This window comes from Domibacillus sp. PGB-M46 (assembly GCF_022668875.1).
In the GTDB taxonomy this organism is placed as follows: Bacteria; Bacillota; Bacilli; order Bacillales; family Domibacillaceae; genus Domibacillus.
Genome location: NZ_JAKGCR010000002.1, coordinates 275,911 through 293,099, shown reverse-complemented (window position 1 = coordinate 293,099; position 17,189 = coordinate 275,911). Strand labels below are relative to the sequence as shown.

General features: G+C 42.3%; 19 protein-coding genes and 1 tRNA gene. 12 read left to right on the top strand and 8 right to left on the bottom strand.

The genetic code is table 11. The features are described from left to right. Positions 1–87 precede the first annotated feature (87 nt). The 5 genes from L2D08_RS03520 to L2D08_RS03500 all read left to right on the top strand — a co-directional run bounded on the left by L2D08_RS03520 (position 88) and on the right by L2D08_RS03500 (position 3,417). The gene (locus L2D08_RS03520; protein ID WP_242232343.1) at positions 88–750 is read left to right on the top strand and encodes a hypothetical protein; all 663 of its coding nucleotides are present in this window, start codon (positions 88–90) and stop codon (positions 748–750) included. Positions 751–789: 39 nt separating this feature from the next. Next, positions 790–1,197 carry a hypothetical protein gene (locus tag L2D08_RS03515; RefSeq protein WP_242232342.1) on the top strand — a complete coding sequence of 136 codons (408 nt, stop codon included), beginning with the start codon at positions 790–792 and terminating at the stop codon, positions 1,195–1,197. Positions 1,198–1,227: 30 nt separating this feature from the next. Then, on the top strand, positions 1,228–1,653 hold the full coding sequence (locus tag L2D08_RS03510) for a protein-export chaperone SecB (protein WP_242232341.1): 426 nt from the start codon (positions 1,228–1,230) through the stop codon (positions 1,651–1,653). A gap of 607 nt (positions 1,654–2,260) precedes the next feature. Continuing rightward, complete coding sequence (locus L2D08_RS03505) at positions 2,261–2,686, top strand: hypothetical protein (protein ID WP_242232340.1); 426 nt, start codon at positions 2,261–2,263, stop codon at positions 2,684–2,686. Positions 2,687–2,994: 308 nt separating this feature from the next. Then, positions 2,995–3,417: a hypothetical protein gene (locus tag L2D08_RS03500; RefSeq protein WP_242232339.1), complete on the top strand. Its 423-nt coding sequence runs from the start codon at positions 2,995–2,997 to the stop codon at positions 3,415–3,417. Positions 3,418–3,478: 61 nt separating this feature from the next. On the opposite strand, the gene L2D08_RS03495 is transcribed toward L2D08_RS03500, so the two are convergent. Next, positions 3,479–4,453: an LLM class flavin-dependent oxidoreductase gene (locus L2D08_RS03495; protein ID WP_242232338.1), complete on the bottom strand. Its 975-nt coding sequence runs from the start codon at positions 4,451–4,453 to the stop codon at positions 3,479–3,481. A gap of 202 nt (positions 4,454–4,655) precedes the next feature. On the opposite strand from L2D08_RS03495, the gene L2D08_RS03490 reads away from it, so the two are divergent. After that, positions 4,656–5,924 (top strand): Nramp family divalent metal transporter, encoded by a 1,269-nt coding sequence (locus L2D08_RS03490; RefSeq protein WP_242232337.1) that lies wholly within the window; start codon positions 4,656–4,658, stop codon positions 5,922–5,924. A 46-nt stretch (positions 5,925–5,970) separates the two neighbouring features. Here L2D08_RS03490 and L2D08_RS03485 read toward each other — a convergent pair whose 3' ends face one another. Beyond that, on the bottom strand, positions 5,971–6,972 hold the full coding sequence (locus tag L2D08_RS03485) for an LLM class flavin-dependent oxidoreductase (protein WP_242232336.1): 1,002 nt from the start codon (positions 6,970–6,972) through the stop codon (positions 5,971–5,973). A 117-nt stretch (positions 6,973–7,089) separates the two neighbouring features. Then, a complete protein-coding gene (locus L2D08_RS03480) occupies positions 7,090–8,211 on the bottom strand; it encodes a mandelate racemase/muconate lactonizing enzyme family protein (protein ID WP_242232335.1) in 1,122 nt (373 codons plus the stop codon). Positions 8,212–8,423: 212 nt separating this feature from the next. Here L2D08_RS03480 and L2D08_RS03475 point away from each other — a divergent pair, with 212 nt between their 5' ends. The 5 genes from L2D08_RS03475 to L2D08_RS03455 all read left to right on the top strand — a co-directional run bounded on the left by L2D08_RS03475 (position 8,424) and on the right by L2D08_RS03455 (position 13,751). Next, the gene (locus tag L2D08_RS03475; protein WP_242232334.1) at positions 8,424–9,470 is read left to right on the top strand and encodes a mechanosensitive ion channel family protein; all 1,047 of its coding nucleotides are present in this window, start codon (positions 8,424–8,426) and stop codon (positions 9,468–9,470) included. 116 nt (positions 9,471–9,586) lie between these two features. Then, positions 9,587–10,138, top strand: coding sequence for a general stress protein (locus tag L2D08_RS03470; RefSeq protein ID WP_242232333.1), 552 nt, complete (start codon positions 9,587–9,589; stop codon positions 10,136–10,138). Positions 10,139–10,282: 144 nt separating this feature from the next. Then, on the top strand, positions 10,283–10,789 hold the full coding sequence (locus L2D08_RS03465) for a hypothetical protein (RefSeq protein WP_242232332.1): 507 nt from the start codon (positions 10,283–10,285) through the stop codon (positions 10,787–10,789). A 494-nt stretch (positions 10,790–11,283) separates the two neighbouring features. Continuing rightward, a complete protein-coding gene (locus L2D08_RS03460) occupies positions 11,284–12,672 on the top strand; it encodes a glycoside-pentoside-hexuronide (GPH):cation symporter (RefSeq protein WP_242232331.1) in 1,389 nt (462 codons plus the stop codon). Positions 12,673–12,749: 77 nt separating this feature from the next. Continuing rightward, positions 12,750–13,751 carry a LacI family DNA-binding transcriptional regulator gene (locus L2D08_RS03455; RefSeq protein WP_242232330.1) on the top strand — a complete coding sequence of 334 codons (1,002 nt, stop codon included), beginning with the start codon at positions 12,750–12,752 and terminating at the stop codon, positions 13,749–13,751. A 106-nt stretch (positions 13,752–13,857) separates the two neighbouring features. Here L2D08_RS03455 and L2D08_RS03450 read toward each other — a convergent pair. From L2D08_RS03450 to L2D08_RS23980, 3 genes are all read right to left on the bottom strand, one after another. Continuing rightward, a tRNA-OTHER gene (locus L2D08_RS03450) sits at positions 13,858–13,943 on the bottom strand. Positions 13,944–14,114: 171 nt separating this feature from the next. Then, positions 14,115–14,378 (bottom strand): DUF3243 domain-containing protein, encoded by a 264-nt coding sequence (locus L2D08_RS03445; protein WP_375337560.1) that lies wholly within the window; start codon positions 14,376–14,378, stop codon positions 14,115–14,117. Between the two features lie 197 nt (positions 14,379–14,575). Then, positions 14,576–14,704, bottom strand: a complete 129-nt coding sequence (locus tag L2D08_RS23980) for a hypothetical protein (RefSeq protein WP_255821798.1) — start codon at positions 14,702–14,704, stop codon at positions 14,576–14,578. A 222-nt stretch (positions 14,705–14,926) separates the two neighbouring features. On the opposite strand from L2D08_RS23980, the gene L2D08_RS03440 reads away from it, so the two are divergent. Continuing rightward, the gene (locus L2D08_RS03440; protein WP_242232328.1) at positions 14,927–15,073 is read left to right on the top strand and encodes a hypothetical protein; all 147 of its coding nucleotides are present in this window, start codon (positions 14,927–14,929) and stop codon (positions 15,071–15,073) included. 204 nt (positions 15,074–15,277) lie between these two features. Here L2D08_RS03440 and speD read toward each other — a convergent pair whose 3' ends face one another. Further along, a complete protein-coding gene (speD, locus tag L2D08_RS03435; RefSeq protein WP_242232327.1) occupies positions 15,278–16,111 on the bottom strand; it encodes an adenosylmethionine decarboxylase in 834 nt (277 codons plus the stop codon). A 131-nt stretch (positions 16,112–16,242) separates the two neighbouring features. Beyond that, positions 16,243–17,028: an SDR family oxidoreductase gene (locus L2D08_RS03430; RefSeq protein ID WP_242232326.1), complete on the bottom strand. Its 786-nt coding sequence runs from the start codon at positions 17,026–17,028 to the stop codon at positions 16,243–16,245. Between the last annotated feature and the right edge of the window lie 161 nt (positions 17,029–17,189).

Sequence of the window (17,189 nt, the reverse complement as noted above, 5' to 3'; positions counted from 1 at the left end):
AATATAAAGAATATTAGGATATAAATATTTACTGTTCGATCTGTTTTGGTTATATTTACATTATACAAATGTGAATGAGGGAATAGATTGAACTTTATCCATTGTACTAATACAAAAGCTGCAAAAAAAATATTACGTACTAAGAGAATTAACGAATCATATTTTGACTATGAAGAGTGTTTAGACTACTGGCTGGTTAGATTAGCACGTAATACAAGCAATTTGCCGGGTAAATATTATTATATAGATCCAGATTGGGAGACAGCCCTCTACGTTTACTGGCTAGGAAAAGGTGTCTATTGCTTCTCTGAAGATAATTCAGAAATGGCTTCTCGGTATGCCAAGTTGCATAGGCATGATACGATAATTAACATTGCGTATGATTCAGATTACTCTTATTTCAATTTAACGGAAAGACTGGATGAAGTAACTGCTTTACTTAAGAATGAAGTACTTAAACATTTCGAGGAAAAGAAAAATTCTGATGCTAAGCTGCTTGAAGCTGCTACAGCCATGGTGGAATTACTGCTTTTAACAATTGAAGACGAGTTTTATGAAGATCCTTATGCTGCAGCAATTTTAATCGGATTGTTTCTTGATTTTAAAGACGAAGAATATGATGTTGTAAGTAATCAATTTTTGAAAAAAAATCTGGATTATTATTATGATGAATATCATAGTATAAGAAATACGAGTAAAATTAAAGACATATCCCATCATGGTGAACTAAGTAATTTAGCCAGATCTTAAAATAATGTTTGCTAAAATCCTTCAAGGGAGATGTTGAATATGGTTAACCAAAAGAAAATTGAGAAGTTTGCAGATAAATTCGAAAAAATTATCTATCCAATGATTCAAGGAGAAGATAATGAGGGAGTCAACAGACTTAAAGCGGCAATTGATGAAAAAAGAAAACGTATAGAGATGAGAAAATTAGAACGACTAAAGCAGACACTTACTAACCAAGTTGTTAATAAAGTGAATCAAGAAATTATTTATAATTTACATGATGGAGATTTAGTACAATTGGACACTAAGTATCTTTTTATGGGTTCAATTACGGTGTCGTCTGCATTGGCCAAAGAATTTGGGTTTAATGCTTATCCAACTAATGATACCAAGCAGAAATATGATTGTTTCACTTCTGTCAAACAGCAAAGTGAATCACCAGAAGAACTACTTCTTCAAATTGTGTAATTTTATCTATTAAACTGAGAGGTAACATTTATGGGGGAACCTATTTTTAATTTCACTGGTTATACAATAAACAAATTAGAGTACTCGAAAGAACCAATTGAAGGTTTTGAACAAAAGGAAAATGATTCAGATTTTGGGTTTACAATTGAACAAGGAATTACTGAAGATCTTAAAGAAGCAAAATTGACAATGAGTGTTCAATTAGAAAGTAAAGAAAAAGACGCTTTTTTGTTTCTAGAAATTGATGGCTTCTTTGATCTAAACGAATCTATGCGTATAAATGAGAAGAATGAAAAAAGAGATGTATCAGAAATCCAACAATTATTAGTAGTTAACGGAATAGGTATAGTTTATCCTTATTTAAGAACCATTGTATCTATGATATCATCATTAGATTCGCATCAGAGTATTATATTGCCAACTCTAGATTTAAGATCTATAGGAACTAAAAATTAATAATATTGAAGAAGGAAAAGGGTCTTTCATTCCACTGACTTCAAAAGATAAGAAAAACATGCGAGAAACTAGCTAGAGAAATAATTGAAGATGTAACAAAAGATTTCATTATATAAAAATTTTTATTAAAACAAATTTTACTGTTTAGTGTTCTGAAATATCTCATTCAATTAAGCATAGCTTTAGAGGGCTAATTGTTGGCGACACGGTGGCGACGAAATGGTGACGTTTAAAAACTTTTTTCATTCTCTATAGTATCCAGTCCTATAAAAGAAAGGTTTTTATACCGTTATACAAGCATTTCGCTACCTTGACAGGGTAGAGGTCGCTGGTTCGAACCCAGTAGGAATCATATCAAGATTTGAAGCTTACAGTTGCACAGTGGTCAGCTTGTAAGCCGAAAAAACCTCTCTGGAGGACTCTGTACGGGTCTTAACAGGGAGGTTTTTTGTTGTTAATTGAAAGGCGCACAAGTAGAAGGGACGAAGGCTGAGCCTGCAAGGTCAGCTTTTTTTGTTTAGTTAAGCCGTTCTTTTACGTATCTTGCTATAATAACAAGAAAAGAATCATTAAAAAGGAATGACAGTATTTGCGAGAATTTTATTCAATGCTAGCTATTTCAGGAGTTGGCTCTATCGCCATAGTGGCCTCTTTTATTTATTCATATAAATGGAACAAGGAAGAGGACGCTTCTTACAAAATTCCTTTCAGAAATAAATTAGTGTATGCTTTTTTAATTTTTGCATTTGGATTCATCTTTATTTTGTCTTTAATGGATTTGCCCAATGTTTTAACGAATAAGACCGAGCATTATGAAGGAAAATGCGAAGTTTGGGTCTACGGGGGCGGAAGAACAGCAGAAAGTATGGAAGTTTCCGTTGATGAAAGGATGATTTCATTTTCTACCCAGGGTTACTCAAAAGTAAAAGACGGACTTTATTATTGTGAAGTAGACTATTATCCAATAACGGAGCAGGGAACAGCATTGAAACTTTATGAGTCTAAAGGTAAGAACCTAGTAGACCTGGACTAAAAGAATCATTTAACAGCATACAATGTTTTTTAAATAAATAGAGGGGTACTGTAATTTAAAAATAAATAAAATAGAAGTGTGTAAATGTCCTGCTTTTGGTCTCTGTTCCCAAGTTTATTCGTTTTCAAAGAAACGTAAAAAATGCTATAATCATAGTGTAAGAGAAAGAATAAATTAAAAGGCGTTCGCCTTCAAAGAAAGGGCTGTCTCAAGCGTAACAACTAATTTTATGTTGTCATAAGAAAGATAGGTAAGAGGCAGGATCTACTACAAAATACCATGCTTATGAGCATGAAGGAGATAGAACATTGAAAAAATTTATTACGGCTATACTTGCAGCAGCAATCGCGTTTTCACCGGTTGGAAGTGCAGTTTTTCATGATCAGTCAACAACCGTAGAAGCAAGAGGAAGCAAGGGCGGATTCAAGAGCACAAACGGCAGCGTGAACAGCCCTTCTACTTCAACGTTTCAAAATAAAAAAGCCAATTCAGCGGTATCTAATAAATCGACTTTTTCCACGAAGAAAAAGAACAGCTTTTTCTCAAGCCGATTAATGAAAGGACTTATGCTTGGCGGATTGGCAGGCTTAATATTTGGCAGTCTGCTTAGCGGCATGGGAATGCTTGGGTCTATATTAGGACTACTCGTTAATGTACTCGCGGTTGTCGCGTTAATTGCAATTATCCGCAAGGTCTTCTTTAGAAGAAGAGCAAACCGTTACTATTCATAAAAGAAAGACCCTTCTGACAACAGAAGGGTCTTTCTTTTTTTAGGAAAAACAGTCTATTTATTTACAACATCACTTCGGCCAAACGGGCATAAGACTGTACTTTATCCTCAAAGCTGTGCACGTTGGCAATGACCATAAATTCTTCTGTTTGATACGCGTCGCTCAGGGCAAGAAGCTCGTCCCTTACTTTTTGCGGGGTGCCGACAATCATCCGTTTTCGGTTTTCTTTTACTTTTTCTTTGTCTGCCTGTGTAAAGATTTTTCGTTTGGCTTCTTCAATGGTTGGAATTCTTGTGTCGCCTCCTTTTTCAACCGCTAAAAGCCAGGCATCCTGGCTGAGGGCGATTTCATCTGCTCTTTCCTGGGAAGGCGCGCATACAACAAAAATACAGACATTTACCTTCGGGTGCTTCAGCAGGGCGGACGGCTGAAAATCGCTTCGATATTGCTTCATGGCTCTTTGGCCGTTATAAGGATTAATAAAATGGCCGTATGTAAAAGCGGCTCCGTTTTCGGCAGCGGTCCGTGCACCGCGATGGGTAATGCCCAGCATCCACATCTCGGGAATCCCGATCGTCTTCGGATAGGCTTTTATCGTTTTATCTCCATCCGTTAAGTAACGCTGCAGGTCTCTTACTTGTCTCGGGAATTCATTTAAGCTCCTCCGCACACCGTCTGTGAGAGCCAGACGGGTATCGGCAGAACCGCCGGGGGAGCGGCCGATGCCCAAATCAATCCGGTTTGGAAACAGCGCTTCTAACACTTTAAAATTCTCTGCAATCTTATAAGGGCTGTATTGAGGGAGAAGCACGCCGCCTGATCCGACGCGGATTGATTTTGTTTGTGAGGCAATATGCGAAATGAGTATTTCTGGTGCGGATCCCGCCATTCCGTTTGTATTATGATGTTCTGCTGTCCAAAAGCGGGTATAGCCCATGGCTTCTGCCGACTGCGCCAGCTTCACGGTTTTCTTTAATGCATCCGCTCCCGTTTCGCCGGCCGCAATAACAGACTGGTCCAATACACTCAGCTTCATTTTATCCCAACCTTTCTAACCGCAAAGCTTTTAGCTTGTTTGATCAAAAGATAGATTATTGAGAGAGAGATGTAAAGAAAAGAGCTTAAAGAAGAGATTATTTAGGAAAAGAAAGGTAAAATGAAAGTGATCTATATTTTATGGTTTAGTTTACCAAATAATTTTGTGTAAACGGTGTCAAGTTAAACCAAGGGGGATGACGATGAAACCAGAAAAGCACATGCAGACACACGAGGAGTTGAATGGACCTGTAAAAAAGACGTCGGTGATCGGGCCGGGGCTGATCGTGGCGGCTACCGGAGTAGGTGCGGGTGATTTAGTGGCAGCACTGATGGCGGGTGCTAATTATGGCCTGGTGTTTCTTTGGGCTATTTTGATCGGTTCTGTTTTGAAGTTTGCCTTAAATGAAGGGGTAGGCCGCTGGCACTTAACAAGTGGAAACACCATATTAGAAGGCTGGCACATGATGGGAAAATGGGCTACTGGCTATTTTGGTGTGTATTCCGTTATTTGGGGGTTTGTATATGGAGCTGCCGGTACAGCATCCTGTGCCCTCGCAATGGCCGCACTGTTTCCTCAGCTTTCTTTAACACAATGGGCCGTTATTCATGGATTAGCCGGTTTTGGCTTGGTTTGGTGGGGGAAATATAAGACATTTGAAAAGGTAATGAACTGGCTGGTTGGCATTATGTTTATTACGGTAGTAGGATCTGCTGTTTTGGTTGTACCTCAACTTAGTGACATTGTAGATACAGCTGTTCCCACACTCCCAGAAGGATCATTAGTATATGCGCTCGGATTAATTGGCGGGGTAGGCGGTTCCCTCACAATGGCTTCTTATGGGTACTGGCTCCAGGAAAACAAATGGCAGGGGCCTTCCTTTATTCGTGCAGTCCGCTATGATTCTGCTGTTGCGTATATTGTAACAGCTCTGTTTACGATTGCTCTTCTCCTATTGGGCGCGGGATTACTGTATGGGACAAATATCAATATTAATGGCGAAAAAGGGCTGGTCGACTTTGCTTCTATTCTAGGAAATGAACTGCATCCTGCTGTACGCTATTTATTCCTTATCGGCTTCTGGTCTGCTTCCTTCACCTCCGTTCTTGGAGTGTGGAATGGGGTTCCATATTTGTTTGCTGATTTTATCCGGACCATTCGCCATCAACATATCAGCAAGGAGGATTTGAGTAAAACAAAGGCGTATCGTTTTTACGTGCTGTGGTTAACCTTTCCGCCGATGCTGCTTCATTTTATCGGAAAGCCGGTTTTTTTAATTATTGCTTACGGGGCGCTGGGATCGATTTTTATGCCGTTTATGGCGGTTACACTGCTTTATTTACTCAACAAGAAAACATACGTAGGGACAATTGACCGTTATCAGCGCTGGTCTAATCTTGCGCTGGGCATTAGTATTTTATTATTTATTGTGCTGACAGTGAATGAACTGAAAAATATCTTTTTCAAATAAAACAAAAAAGCAAGTCTTCTTTTGGAAGAAGGCTCGCTTTTTTGTTTTAGTTCCCATCTGTAATTTCTTTTAAAATTTCGTAAGACCGTTTTTGCTTGTCCGGATCGTAAATATAAGAGACGGCCATAATTTCGTCTACATTGTACATATCCTGGAAGCTCGTCAGCTGGTCGCGGACAGACTGCTTGCTTCCCATCAGTGTAACGCTGGACATGGAAGACGCCATTTGTTTTTCCGGTTCGCTCCACAGTTCATCCATATTTTCTACAGGAGGGCTGAGCGGCACGCTGGAGCCGCGTACAACGTTTAAGAAAAATTGCTGCATCGTTGTAGACTCGAACTTGGCTTCTTCATCGCTTTCTGCTGCGATTACGTTCAAGCAGACCATCATATAAGGAGCGTCCAAATAATCGGATGGCTTAAACCGGTTGCGGTAAATTGCAATAGCTTCTGCCAGGTACCTTGGTGCGAAATGAGCGGCAAAAACATACGGCAGGCCAAGCTCCGCTGCTAAATAAGCGGAATCGGTGGAAGAGCCGAGAATATAAATCGGGATATTGGTGCCGGCGCCCGGGTAGGCTTTTACATCGCCTTGCAGCACGGCCGGGCCAAAGTATGTCAGCAGGCTGTTTACATCTTCCGGGAATGTATAAACCGTATCATGCTGTGATCGTCTTAAAGCGCTGGCTGTTTTCATATCCGTGCCCGGTGCACGTCCGAGGCCTAAATCGAGACGATCGGGATAAATAGTCGCCATCGTGCCGAATTGTTCAGCGACAACGAGAGGTGAATGGTTCGGCAGCATAATACCGCCAGAGCCGACACGAATATGCTTTGTGTGCTCAAGAGTATGCTTAATTAAAATGGATGTAGCGGAACTCACAAGAGTAGGTGTATTGTGATGTTCTGCAATCCAGTAGCGGCTGTAGCCCATTTTTTCTGCCGCCTGCGCTAAATCAATCATAGAATCAATCGCTTCTTTTGGCTTTTGTCCTTTGCGGATAGGGGCCAAGTTTAAAACCGATACAGGTATTTGTATATTTGACATTTCATTTTGTCCTTTCTGGATGAAGTTTCTTTTCTATCGTAACAGTCCAAACACCCAAAACAAACTGAAATGCTTAGGGACCCTAAAGGTCTGTTTTCCTATAAAGAAGATAGGTATTTATTGCCAGTAAGCTGAACCATCCCAGCGGTAAGCCTGGAGCAGATCTGTATTGATTTCAACTCCAATTCCTATCCCGTCTGGAATTGATACGGAGCCGCCGGATGGCGTAACAGGCACGAGCTCGGAAAACGGATTTTCCATTACGTCCCACTCAACCGGTTCAATACTGTCCGCGTTCATTTTTGTCCAGGGGGCCAGGCTCGCCTGAGCAAAAAGCGTATACAGCCGTGAAAGTGCACCATCGTAACTGTGAGGAGATACTCTGACCCCGAAATGCCGGGCAAGCTGCAAGGCGTTACGGAAATCGTCTATACCCGTTCCGTGCAGAATATCCGGCTGGATGATATCAAACGCATTTTCGTTTAAAATCGGCAAAAATTGTTTAGCGCTTTTTATGTTTTCACCGCCTGCAATCGGCACAGAAAGGCTGGCACGCAATAACTTGTACTCAGTTAGATTGTTCAGTGGCATGGGTTCCTCCAGCCATAAAAGATTAGTCCAATTTGATAGGTAAGGTCCCCACTTGCGGGCCGCTGCCATATCGTAACTCTGGTTGGCATCCAGAATAAGCGGGATTCGTTCTTCAGTCATTTTTTGCAGAGAGTGAATATGTGTAAGGTCGTCTTGAAACGTTCTGCCGCCAATTTTTACTTTTACTGCCGTAAACTCTTTTTGAATCGCTCCTTCTACCAGCCGCAGAGAGTGGCCGATCCAATCATCACGGTCCGAATAAGATTGAAAGGAAGCGTACACAGGTATGCGGTCCCGCCATTTTCCTCCCCACAAATCACAAACCGAGAGACGGGCAGACTTTGCGACAATTTCCGTTAAAGCCATACTGACTGCAGCGGCCGCCCGCTTATGCCATTTTTGAATGACGGACACTAACGGCAGGCGATCAGCGGCAGATTTTCCGATTAAGTATGGGATAATTCTTTCCGTAAATCCGACATGCAGAGCAGGCAGCCAGTCGATGCATTCTCCCCAGCCGTCAAGACCGGATTTGGTAGTAATGCGGATAAGGTAACACGATCTATATTTCTTAGGGCCATTCGCATCTCCGTAAGGGGCGGCAAGACGGTGAAGCAGGGGAAACGTTTCAATTTTTTCGATTTGCATAGCGGACCCACCTTAAAAAGTTTATGATCACGTTTATACGACGGTTCTATTCTGTACATTCGTTTTCAATTTATGCGCAGCAGGCGGGCGGAAAGGCGGAAGACGGGGAGAAAGCTGAATAAGTTTTGTGCTGATCGAAGAGGGAATAAGCAAAACAAAGCCGTTTTTTACTTTTAGCGGCAAACTGTAAAACAAGTTAGGTGATAAGACGAATGGCGGATTTTTTAAAGCATTTTTCAGATCTCCAGCTCGCATGGTTTATTGGATTGTTTGCGGCAGTCATTTTAGTGAACGTGGTATTAAAAGGGTTTTTTAATGCCATGTCTGCTAAAAAAATAGGCATGAAAAAAGGGGTCTTCACTTCCATTTCCTCTCTGTTAAACTGGGTGACCTTTTACTGTTTGATCCTCCTGTTTTTGCTTTATTTTTCCAAAAACGGCTGGCTGTTTTACCCGCTGTATTCCAATGGCGGTGTGGATGTCTCTCTTTTTTTAATCATTATGGCGGTTATGATTGTGTCGCTGGCTGACCGGCTTTTAAAGCTTGTGATGAGGTATGTGCTGACGCCCGTTTATGATTATTACCGGGTCGACAGGGGGCTCGGCTACACCTTCAATCAAATCATTTATTATACGGTTATGATTGTGGCACTGGCGGTCAGCTTTACGAGTGTCGGCATTGATTTAACTGCTCTTGGGGCTTTGCTCGGTGTGCTTGGCATTGGGATCGGTTTTGGCATGCGGAATGTGGCGGGTAACTTTGTTTCTGGCATCATTATTTTATTTGAGCGGCCGATTGAGGTAGGCGAAGTTATTCAAATTGACAAAAAAATCGGCCAGGTAGAAAAAATCCGCCTGCGATCCACAATTGTCCGGACAGCGAAAGAAGGCGTTTTGATTGTGCCGAACCAGTACTTTATTGAACAGGTTATTAAAAACCGGACCGGGGCGGAAACGATGGCCCAGGTGTCGGTCAGTGTGGAATACGGAGAGGACACAGAAAAAGTAGAAGCTCTTTTGCAGGAAGCAGCCGTAAAGATAGCGGAGAGAATGGATGGAATTTTATCTGTGCCTGCTCCGGATATTCGGTTTGTGGATTTGCGCAGCCGGTCGATGGATTTTCTGGTGGAGATTCCAGTTATAAGTTTTGAAATCAAGGAGCGGGTGGAAAGCCATCTCCGTCACTCTATTGTCCGGCTTTTTAGAGAAAATGATATTACGCTCGCTTCCCCTATAATTGATCCGGCGCTTCTTGAATAAGGATGCTGTTTTTCCGGCGGGTACAGCCGGGAGTCTTTTTCTGTTTTTTTCGTTGATTAGTTTTCTGGATGACGGGTAATAAGAAAAAGACTGAACAAAGAGAGGAGAAACGGATAATGGCAATGAGAATTATTGGTGGTGTCTTTCATGAGCATGAAGCGGTGATTAAAGTCATTGAAGAATTAAAGCTGAAAGGATACAGCATTGATGACATTTCCGTTTTTGCAAAAAGCAGCAAGGACGTACGCGATATTGAACATGAAACAAATGCAGATATTATTACAGACAGCAGTGAACGTCTGGAACATGCAGAAAGAGGGGCAGGCATCGGTGCTCTTTCCGGCGGTCTTCTCGGCGGATCACTCGGTGCGATTCTTGGAGCAGGCTTAATTGCGATTCCGGGCATTGGACCGATTGTGGCGGCTGGCCCAATTGTAGCCGGCCTGACGGGAGCGGGTGTCGGCCTGGGAAGCGGCGGTATTATTGGAGCGCTCGCCGGAGCCGGTATACCGGAGGAAAAAGCAAAAGAGTATGAGCGTTATTTAAAAGAAGGAAACATTGTAGTGCTTGTGGATGCTAGAGAAAACCATGAAGCCGAAATCAACCGTATATTCGAAACACATAATACAGCTACAAGAGCGACGTATCGGAACCATAGAGAACGATAATTCAGCTCGAGCATGATCCATAAAAGAAAGAGCCGCCTTACGCTGACAGCAGGGCGGTTTTCTCATTTTTTTCCTCATTGTCCACTTTGTCAAAACTAATGAGGTGCTTCGATCGTACAGGAATAAAATAAAGCGGGGGATGACATGCAGAAAAAAGTAGAGAAAAAGTTAGTCAGCTTATGTACAGGTGAACTATTCGCTGCCCTTCTTTTTGCAGGTATGTGGATTATGTATATAGGGATAATGGAATGGACACAACCATACTTAACCTCTTTGCCGCCTTTATATGCGTTTGGTTTATTAGAACTGATTCTGCTGCAGGGAAGCATGTATTGGTTTTTGAAGCTGAGGCAGATCAGGCGCAAGAGCCGTACCCGTTTGCCCGAAGGCCAGCGGCAAATGTTCCAATGGTTTAAACGGATCGATCAATGTTTGATTGGCGTTGGCGTTCTCATTCTTATCAAGCAGCTGCTCGACTTTCCTGCAACATTTTATTGGTTTTTGTTTTTATACGTATTTGCCCTTATTGAATACATTAATTATTTTCATATTCGGCTTTCTTACCAAACGAAAGAGGAAATTAAAGATTTCCTTCATCAAAAAGAATTTAGGCGGTCGAAACTGGCGGACGAATTAAAGTATTTTAACTGATTGATTAAGGCTTCAAGACAAAAGCTTTCCTCTTGAGGGAAGTTTTTGTTTTGGCCCATATCAGCTTGTTCTTTGCGCACTGCGGCGGTTTTGATGGGAGCGCAAGAGAAGGGAAAGAAAATAAAGGGATTGTATTTAAAGGAAGATTTGATATAATACCTCTATAAATGTTAACGTTAACATAAAAAGAGATTTTAGTTATTCTGCTCAATATTAAGGTTCATATTGAAAGCTTTCTGTTTGATATGAAAAAATGTTAACGTTAACATTTTGATGAAGAGGAAAGGAGCTGAGGTGAAAAGCCGCCCGCAGGTCAAACATCATAAGGCAACAGAAAATAAGTATCGTCTTTTTGTAAGCGTTTTAGTATTGTGGGGAGGAAAGACTTTCTATTCGCCAGTCGCCAAACCAAGAATAGAAAGCCCTTTTGAAAAAATATTTGTCTCCAGTATAGCAGATTTCAAGCAATCACTTCAATGCACAGGAGGGTTATGATGAGTACTGTTTTTGCAGCTGATCCTGCGCCGAAAGGACAGGAGACCAAAAAGGAAAAGCTGAGTTTAAAAGAAAAGGTTTCTTATGGCATGGGCGATTTTGGAAACGGTTTTATGTTCGATTTAGGCCAGTTATATTTGTTGAAATTTTTAACGGATGTAGCCGGTATTTCAGCCGCTGCAGCAGGCACTATTTTTCTGGTCAGCAAATTGTTTAATGCAGTTATGGACCCGCTTGTCGGCTCCTCGATTGATTATCGAAAAAACATCGGCAGGCGTGGAAAATTTCGGCCGTATCTTTTATTCGGCAGCTTAGCACTTGCCGTTGTAACCGTACTGCTTTTTATCTCGCCATCTGTACCGCCCGCAGGCAAGCTTGCGTATGCATATGCTATTTACATGATGTGGGGCGTTGCTTATTCGTTTACAAATATTCCGTACGGCTCGCTAGGTGCGGCCATTACGCAAAATGCGGAGGAGCGGACGTCTCTTGCCACATTCCGTCAAATTGGTTCCCTAGGCGCCCTGCTCATTACAAGTGTAATTGTGATGCCGCTGATTGTGCAGTTTGACCGTGCGGAAGTCGGCTATCCAGTTGTAATGGGGATTATGTCGGTTATCGGCATTATTGGATTTTTCATTTGTTACCGGAATACAAAAGAGCGCATCGTCGTAAAAGGAGGGCCAAAAGAAAAGCTGTCGTTTAAGTCAATTATCAAAACGTTCGTTACGAACAAGCCGCTTTTGACACTGATCTTGATGACAATTTTCTCTATTTCTGCTTATAATATCAAATCAGCATTGCTTGTGTATTTTGCAGAATATAACTTAGGCAATGTGACACTCGTTGCCAACATGAGCTTTATTATTATCGGCTCTTCCTTTCTAGGTGTGATCTTAATGCCGAAGCTTGTAGCCCGGTTTGGGAAAAAGCGGACGGCCATGCTTGGGTTCGGCATTTGTATTGCAGCCGATTTGCTGAACTTTTTTATTCCGACGAACATTTACTCATTTACCATCTTATCTGCGATTGCGTTTATCGGAATCAGCATTCCGAACGGTATTACGTGGGCGCTTGTTTCCGATATTATCGATTATGGCGAATGGGTTTCGGGAGAACGGAAAGAAGCGACTACATACTCGTTGTTTAACTTTTCACGCAAGCTTGCCCAGTCTCTGGCTGGTTTTTTATCCGGTATGAGTTTAACACTGGTCGGCTATGTGCCAAATGTGGCGCAGTCAGCTGGTACGCTGCTCGGCATTAAAGGGATGCTGACGCTTTATCCGGCCGTAGCGCTGACTATTGCGGTTTTAATCATTGGATTTATGTACAAGCTTACGGATGAAAAGCATGCGCAGATTATTAAAGATCTTGAAGCAAAAATATAATGGGGATGTAAGGTGCTGGGGGAACGGCTATGGTACTATTAGAGGGAGTAAATCTTGAGTTCTAAAGGGTGAATGGAATGGTCACGATTAAAGATATCGCAAAACTCGCAAACGTATCCCATACCACTGTTTCAAGAGCGCTGAATAACAGTGTATTGATCAAGGAGGATACGCGGAAAAAGATACTGGATTTAGCCGCCCAGCTGAACTATACACCCAACTACAGTGCTAAAAGCCTTGTTCTAAAAAAATCGTATACGATAGGCTTGTTTTTTACGAGCATTTCAACGGGAACGTCGCCAAGCTTTTTTGCCGAAACGGTAAAAGGAGTAAACAGTGTAATTGGCGAGGAATTCAACTTGTTTGTGCGCGGGATCGATGATTATAAAGATTATGCGTCTATTACAAAGCTGCGGTTTGATGGAATTATTTTAATGAGCCAAAGTGAAGTGGACAACACGTTTGTATATCATGTTCTGCAGCAAAAAATCCCGCTTGTGGTCTTGAACCGGCAGGTCGAGGAACAAAAAGCGATCAATATTTTGTCCAACGACCGGGAAGGGTCATTTCAGGCGGTGGAGCATTTAATTCAAAACGGCCATACAAAAATTGCGATTATCAAGGGGATGAAAGGATTTAAGTCGACCGTAGAGCGGAAAGAAGGATATATGGAAGCGCTTATTCGCCATCAGCTTCCTGTTGAGCGCCATTATATTGAATGCGGAAGCTATGATATGCGGAGCGGTTATGCGGCAATGGAACGGCTTCTGGCACAGATGGACCCGCCGACGGCCGTTTTTTGTTCCAATGACGATATGGCGATCGGCGCAATGAATGCCGTGTTTGCGCATGGACTAAAAGTGCCGGACGATATCTCCATTGTTGGCTTCGATGATATTGGCTTTTCCCAATATACAACGCCAAGCTTAACGACTGTAAAGCGTCCGATTGAAAAAATAAGCGTTCAAGGTGCGAAGAAGCTTTTGGGGCTTATGGAAGGGTCGGCAGAAACAGGGGAACGGATTTTTGTAAATACGGAATTGATGATCAGGAATTCTGTCAGTAAACAAAAAAAATAAACCGAGGCAGCCTGTTTTTTATACGGTAAACAGACAGCTCGGGTCCGCTTATTCCGTAAAGTAAAGAAATGCAGCCGGGAAGCTTTTTGCTTTTTCGTTTCATGAAAGGACTTGGCGGGATTTGAACCCGCAAGATACACAATAGTCATTCCAGGAAGCTATTGGCCGCTCTCGCCGTTGAGCTACAAGTCCGTGTTTTTAGTATAAACAAATAAACAAATCTTATACACAGGTGAGCGGAATATTAAAGCCTGCGCCTATGAAAAAGGACTGATATGATTCATATCAGTCCTTTTTTACATCATGAATCGTACCTCTAGAGATCGTTGAGCTGTTTTAAGCGTTGACCAAATGAACGGCGAATTACTGCTGAACGAGTCTAACGAGCAGATGAGCCAGCTGGTGCTGCTGCTCTTCGTTTCCGACTTTCCAAAGCTCTTGAAGCAATTTTTCCTCGCGGTTGCGCGGTTCCTCATGCGCTGCCAGATAATTGGCTACTTTTTGAGCTGTTTTTGCAAGCTGCTCTTCATTCATACCCAGCTTTTCACCTTTTTCCACTTTCTCGCCAAGGTAATTTTTAAAGGTATCAAAACTTGCCAGAATGTCTTCTTTTTTATCTTGACCCATTGACTGTACTTTTTCTTCTACTTGACCTTGCGTTTCTGGAATTTCATTTCGATTTAAGTCTGCCATGTAACATCTCTCTCCTTTCGGTATTCCTTATTTGGTTGCCCCATTTTGAGAGAAATCAAACATAAAAACACATCTCAATGTGCTGGTAAATGATGCAGCCCTCCACAGCGGCAGGTCTGGCGAAAAAGTTTTTATTCACAAAAAACATATTTCTGAAGAACATCAAGCGCATGAGCGAACGTATCCACTTTGTCGTTTGATACGTCTCCAACTCGTTCCAAAAATCGTGCGCGAATTTGCTTAAACACTTTATCCAGCATGGCTCGTCCGTCCGCTGATAAGTGAATGAACTGTTTTCTACGGTCTTTTTCGTTTTCTCTTCGTTCAATCAGCCAACTTTAATCCAGCTTTACTATTTAATGAAACAAAGCGGCGTGAAGATCTACATAAGGATCCGAACCTGGGCTCCTACAGAAAGCTGATCACCTTGGCAGATAAGCTTGTGTTTGTTTACCCGATCCTGGTGGGGAAGGTCGCGGACCATGCTGCTTGGCTTTATTAACCAAATGTTTGCAGCAAACTTTGCGTATCGTGACGGGCTTGGACTTTTCCCGGAAGGGCTTCTGGCAGGAGAATCGGCGGTTTGTGTATCAACGATGAAAGGCCTGGCATATTACCCACGGTTTTAGCTCAATAATACGCACCAAGTATTGATAAAAAGGGACCTGTTTGGCTTTATCGGCATTAAACAGGTAACCTTTTTTGAGTTTGGCAATAGGGTAAAGAAAAATAGGAATCAGGAAAAAAGCCCGACCGCATTTACCGGTACTTTAAACCAATGAAGCGGTAACACTTAAAAAAGCCCTCCCTTACCAAGGAGGGCCCGGGCTATTTTATTCAGATTCAATATCTGCATCGCGGACGATATTTTTTCCGTAAAAAATTTCATCCATTTCATGATGAAGCTTTTCGGTAATATTTTTAATTTCTTCTTTGTCTAAATCGTTTTTTGTATGACCGAACAAATAGTTATCCAGGTCAAATTCGCGCAGCTTACATTTTGTATGGAAAATATTTTCCTGATAAATGTTCACATCAATCATATGATACAGATCTTTTACATCCTTCGGAATGTAGTTTTGAATGGAATTAATATCGTGATCAATAAACAGCTTATTGCCGTTAATATCACGCGTAAAACCGCGCACGCGGTAATCCATCGTCATAATGTCTGTATCAAATGAATGAATAAGGTAGTTGAGTGCTTTTAGCGGAGAGATTTCGCCGCAGGTGGATACATCGATATCAGCCCGGAATGTGGAGATTCCTTCGTTTGGATGATACTCCGGATACGTATGAACGGTAATATGGCTTTTATCAAGCGCCATCACGACCGTGTCAGGCAGGGGACCTGGTGACTCTTCCTGTGATTCCCCGCGCGAGTCTGGGTGAACAGGCCCTTCTGAAATAAGCATCGTTACGCTTGCGCCCTGCGGGATATAATCCTGCTTGGCAATGTTTAATACATGAGCGCCGATAATATCAGTTACCTTTTTTAAAATTTCTGTCAGCCGGTCTGCGTTGTATTGTTCATCGATATATTCAATGTACGCTTTTCGTTCTTCTTTTGTTTTTGTCCAGCAAATATCGTACATATTAAAGCTGAGCGATTTTGTCAGGTTATTAAAATCGTGCAGCTGGATACCCTGGCTTTGTTTAATGACCATTGTTACGCACTCCTTTGTTTCCATAATGGATATGTTTATGTTACCCGTCCAGACGAGGAAAAAACAACCCTTTCCCTTTAAGAAAAAATTTCACAAAAAAGAAGCGGAAAAGCATCCGCTTTTTTGACTCATTAAATGTCCATTTCCCAGCGTGCTTGTTCGGTTTTCTTTAGCTGGTCTTCTGTTTCCTTCGGGTGAACAGTGCGGAATTTATGATGATCCGCCGGTATAATTTCTACCATCTTGGCAATCATATCCGCTGGATCAAATTGGTTCTTCAGGGCTTCTTCCTGCCGTTTCATATCCTCTTTCCGGGTAAAATGCGTTTCTTCATTGAACCATTTCCATTTTTCTTCAGCGCTTCGGTCGTTAAAGCCGGTTGCATACGCTCCAGGGTTGATCGTCGCCACCTGCACGCCGAATTCCTTCAATTCCGCCTGCAGCGTTTGAGCAACCCCTTCAATCGCATGCTTGGTCGCGGTGTAAGGACCTACATAGGGTGTGGCTGAAATACCGGCCATGGAGCTCATAAACACAATTTTGCCCTTGCCGCGCTGGACCAGCTGTCGGGCTGCGATCTGAACGGTTTCGAGCGTCGCAAAAACATTTACTTCAAACAAGGCCCGAAAGCGGTCCATTGGCACTTCGGCAAGCGGGCCACCTTCGTTAATCGCCGCATTGGCAACGAAAATGTCAAAATCATAGTCCGCAATCTGGGCAGTATCACGCGGGTTGGTAATATCAAGCTTAATTACATCGATATCAAGGCCCTGCTCCTGAACTTCCTGAAGCAGGTCCGTTTTTTGGGCGGTAATTTCAGTGGCCGCGATTACACGATGGCCGGCTTGGGCCAGGCCGATCGCAGCTCCTCGTCCGAGCCCTGTTCCTGCGCCCGTGATGAAGATGGTTTTTTCCATATGTATGCCTCCTGTTAAAAGAACGTGTTTCTTTTGACGTTCCCTCTTTACAGGCAGTAAAACATTAAAGTGGAACAGAAAAAACACAGCAGATTAAGCTAACGCAATTTTTCCGGCATACAGTTTCAAAAAAATGGCTCTAACAATAGGGCCGACTACAA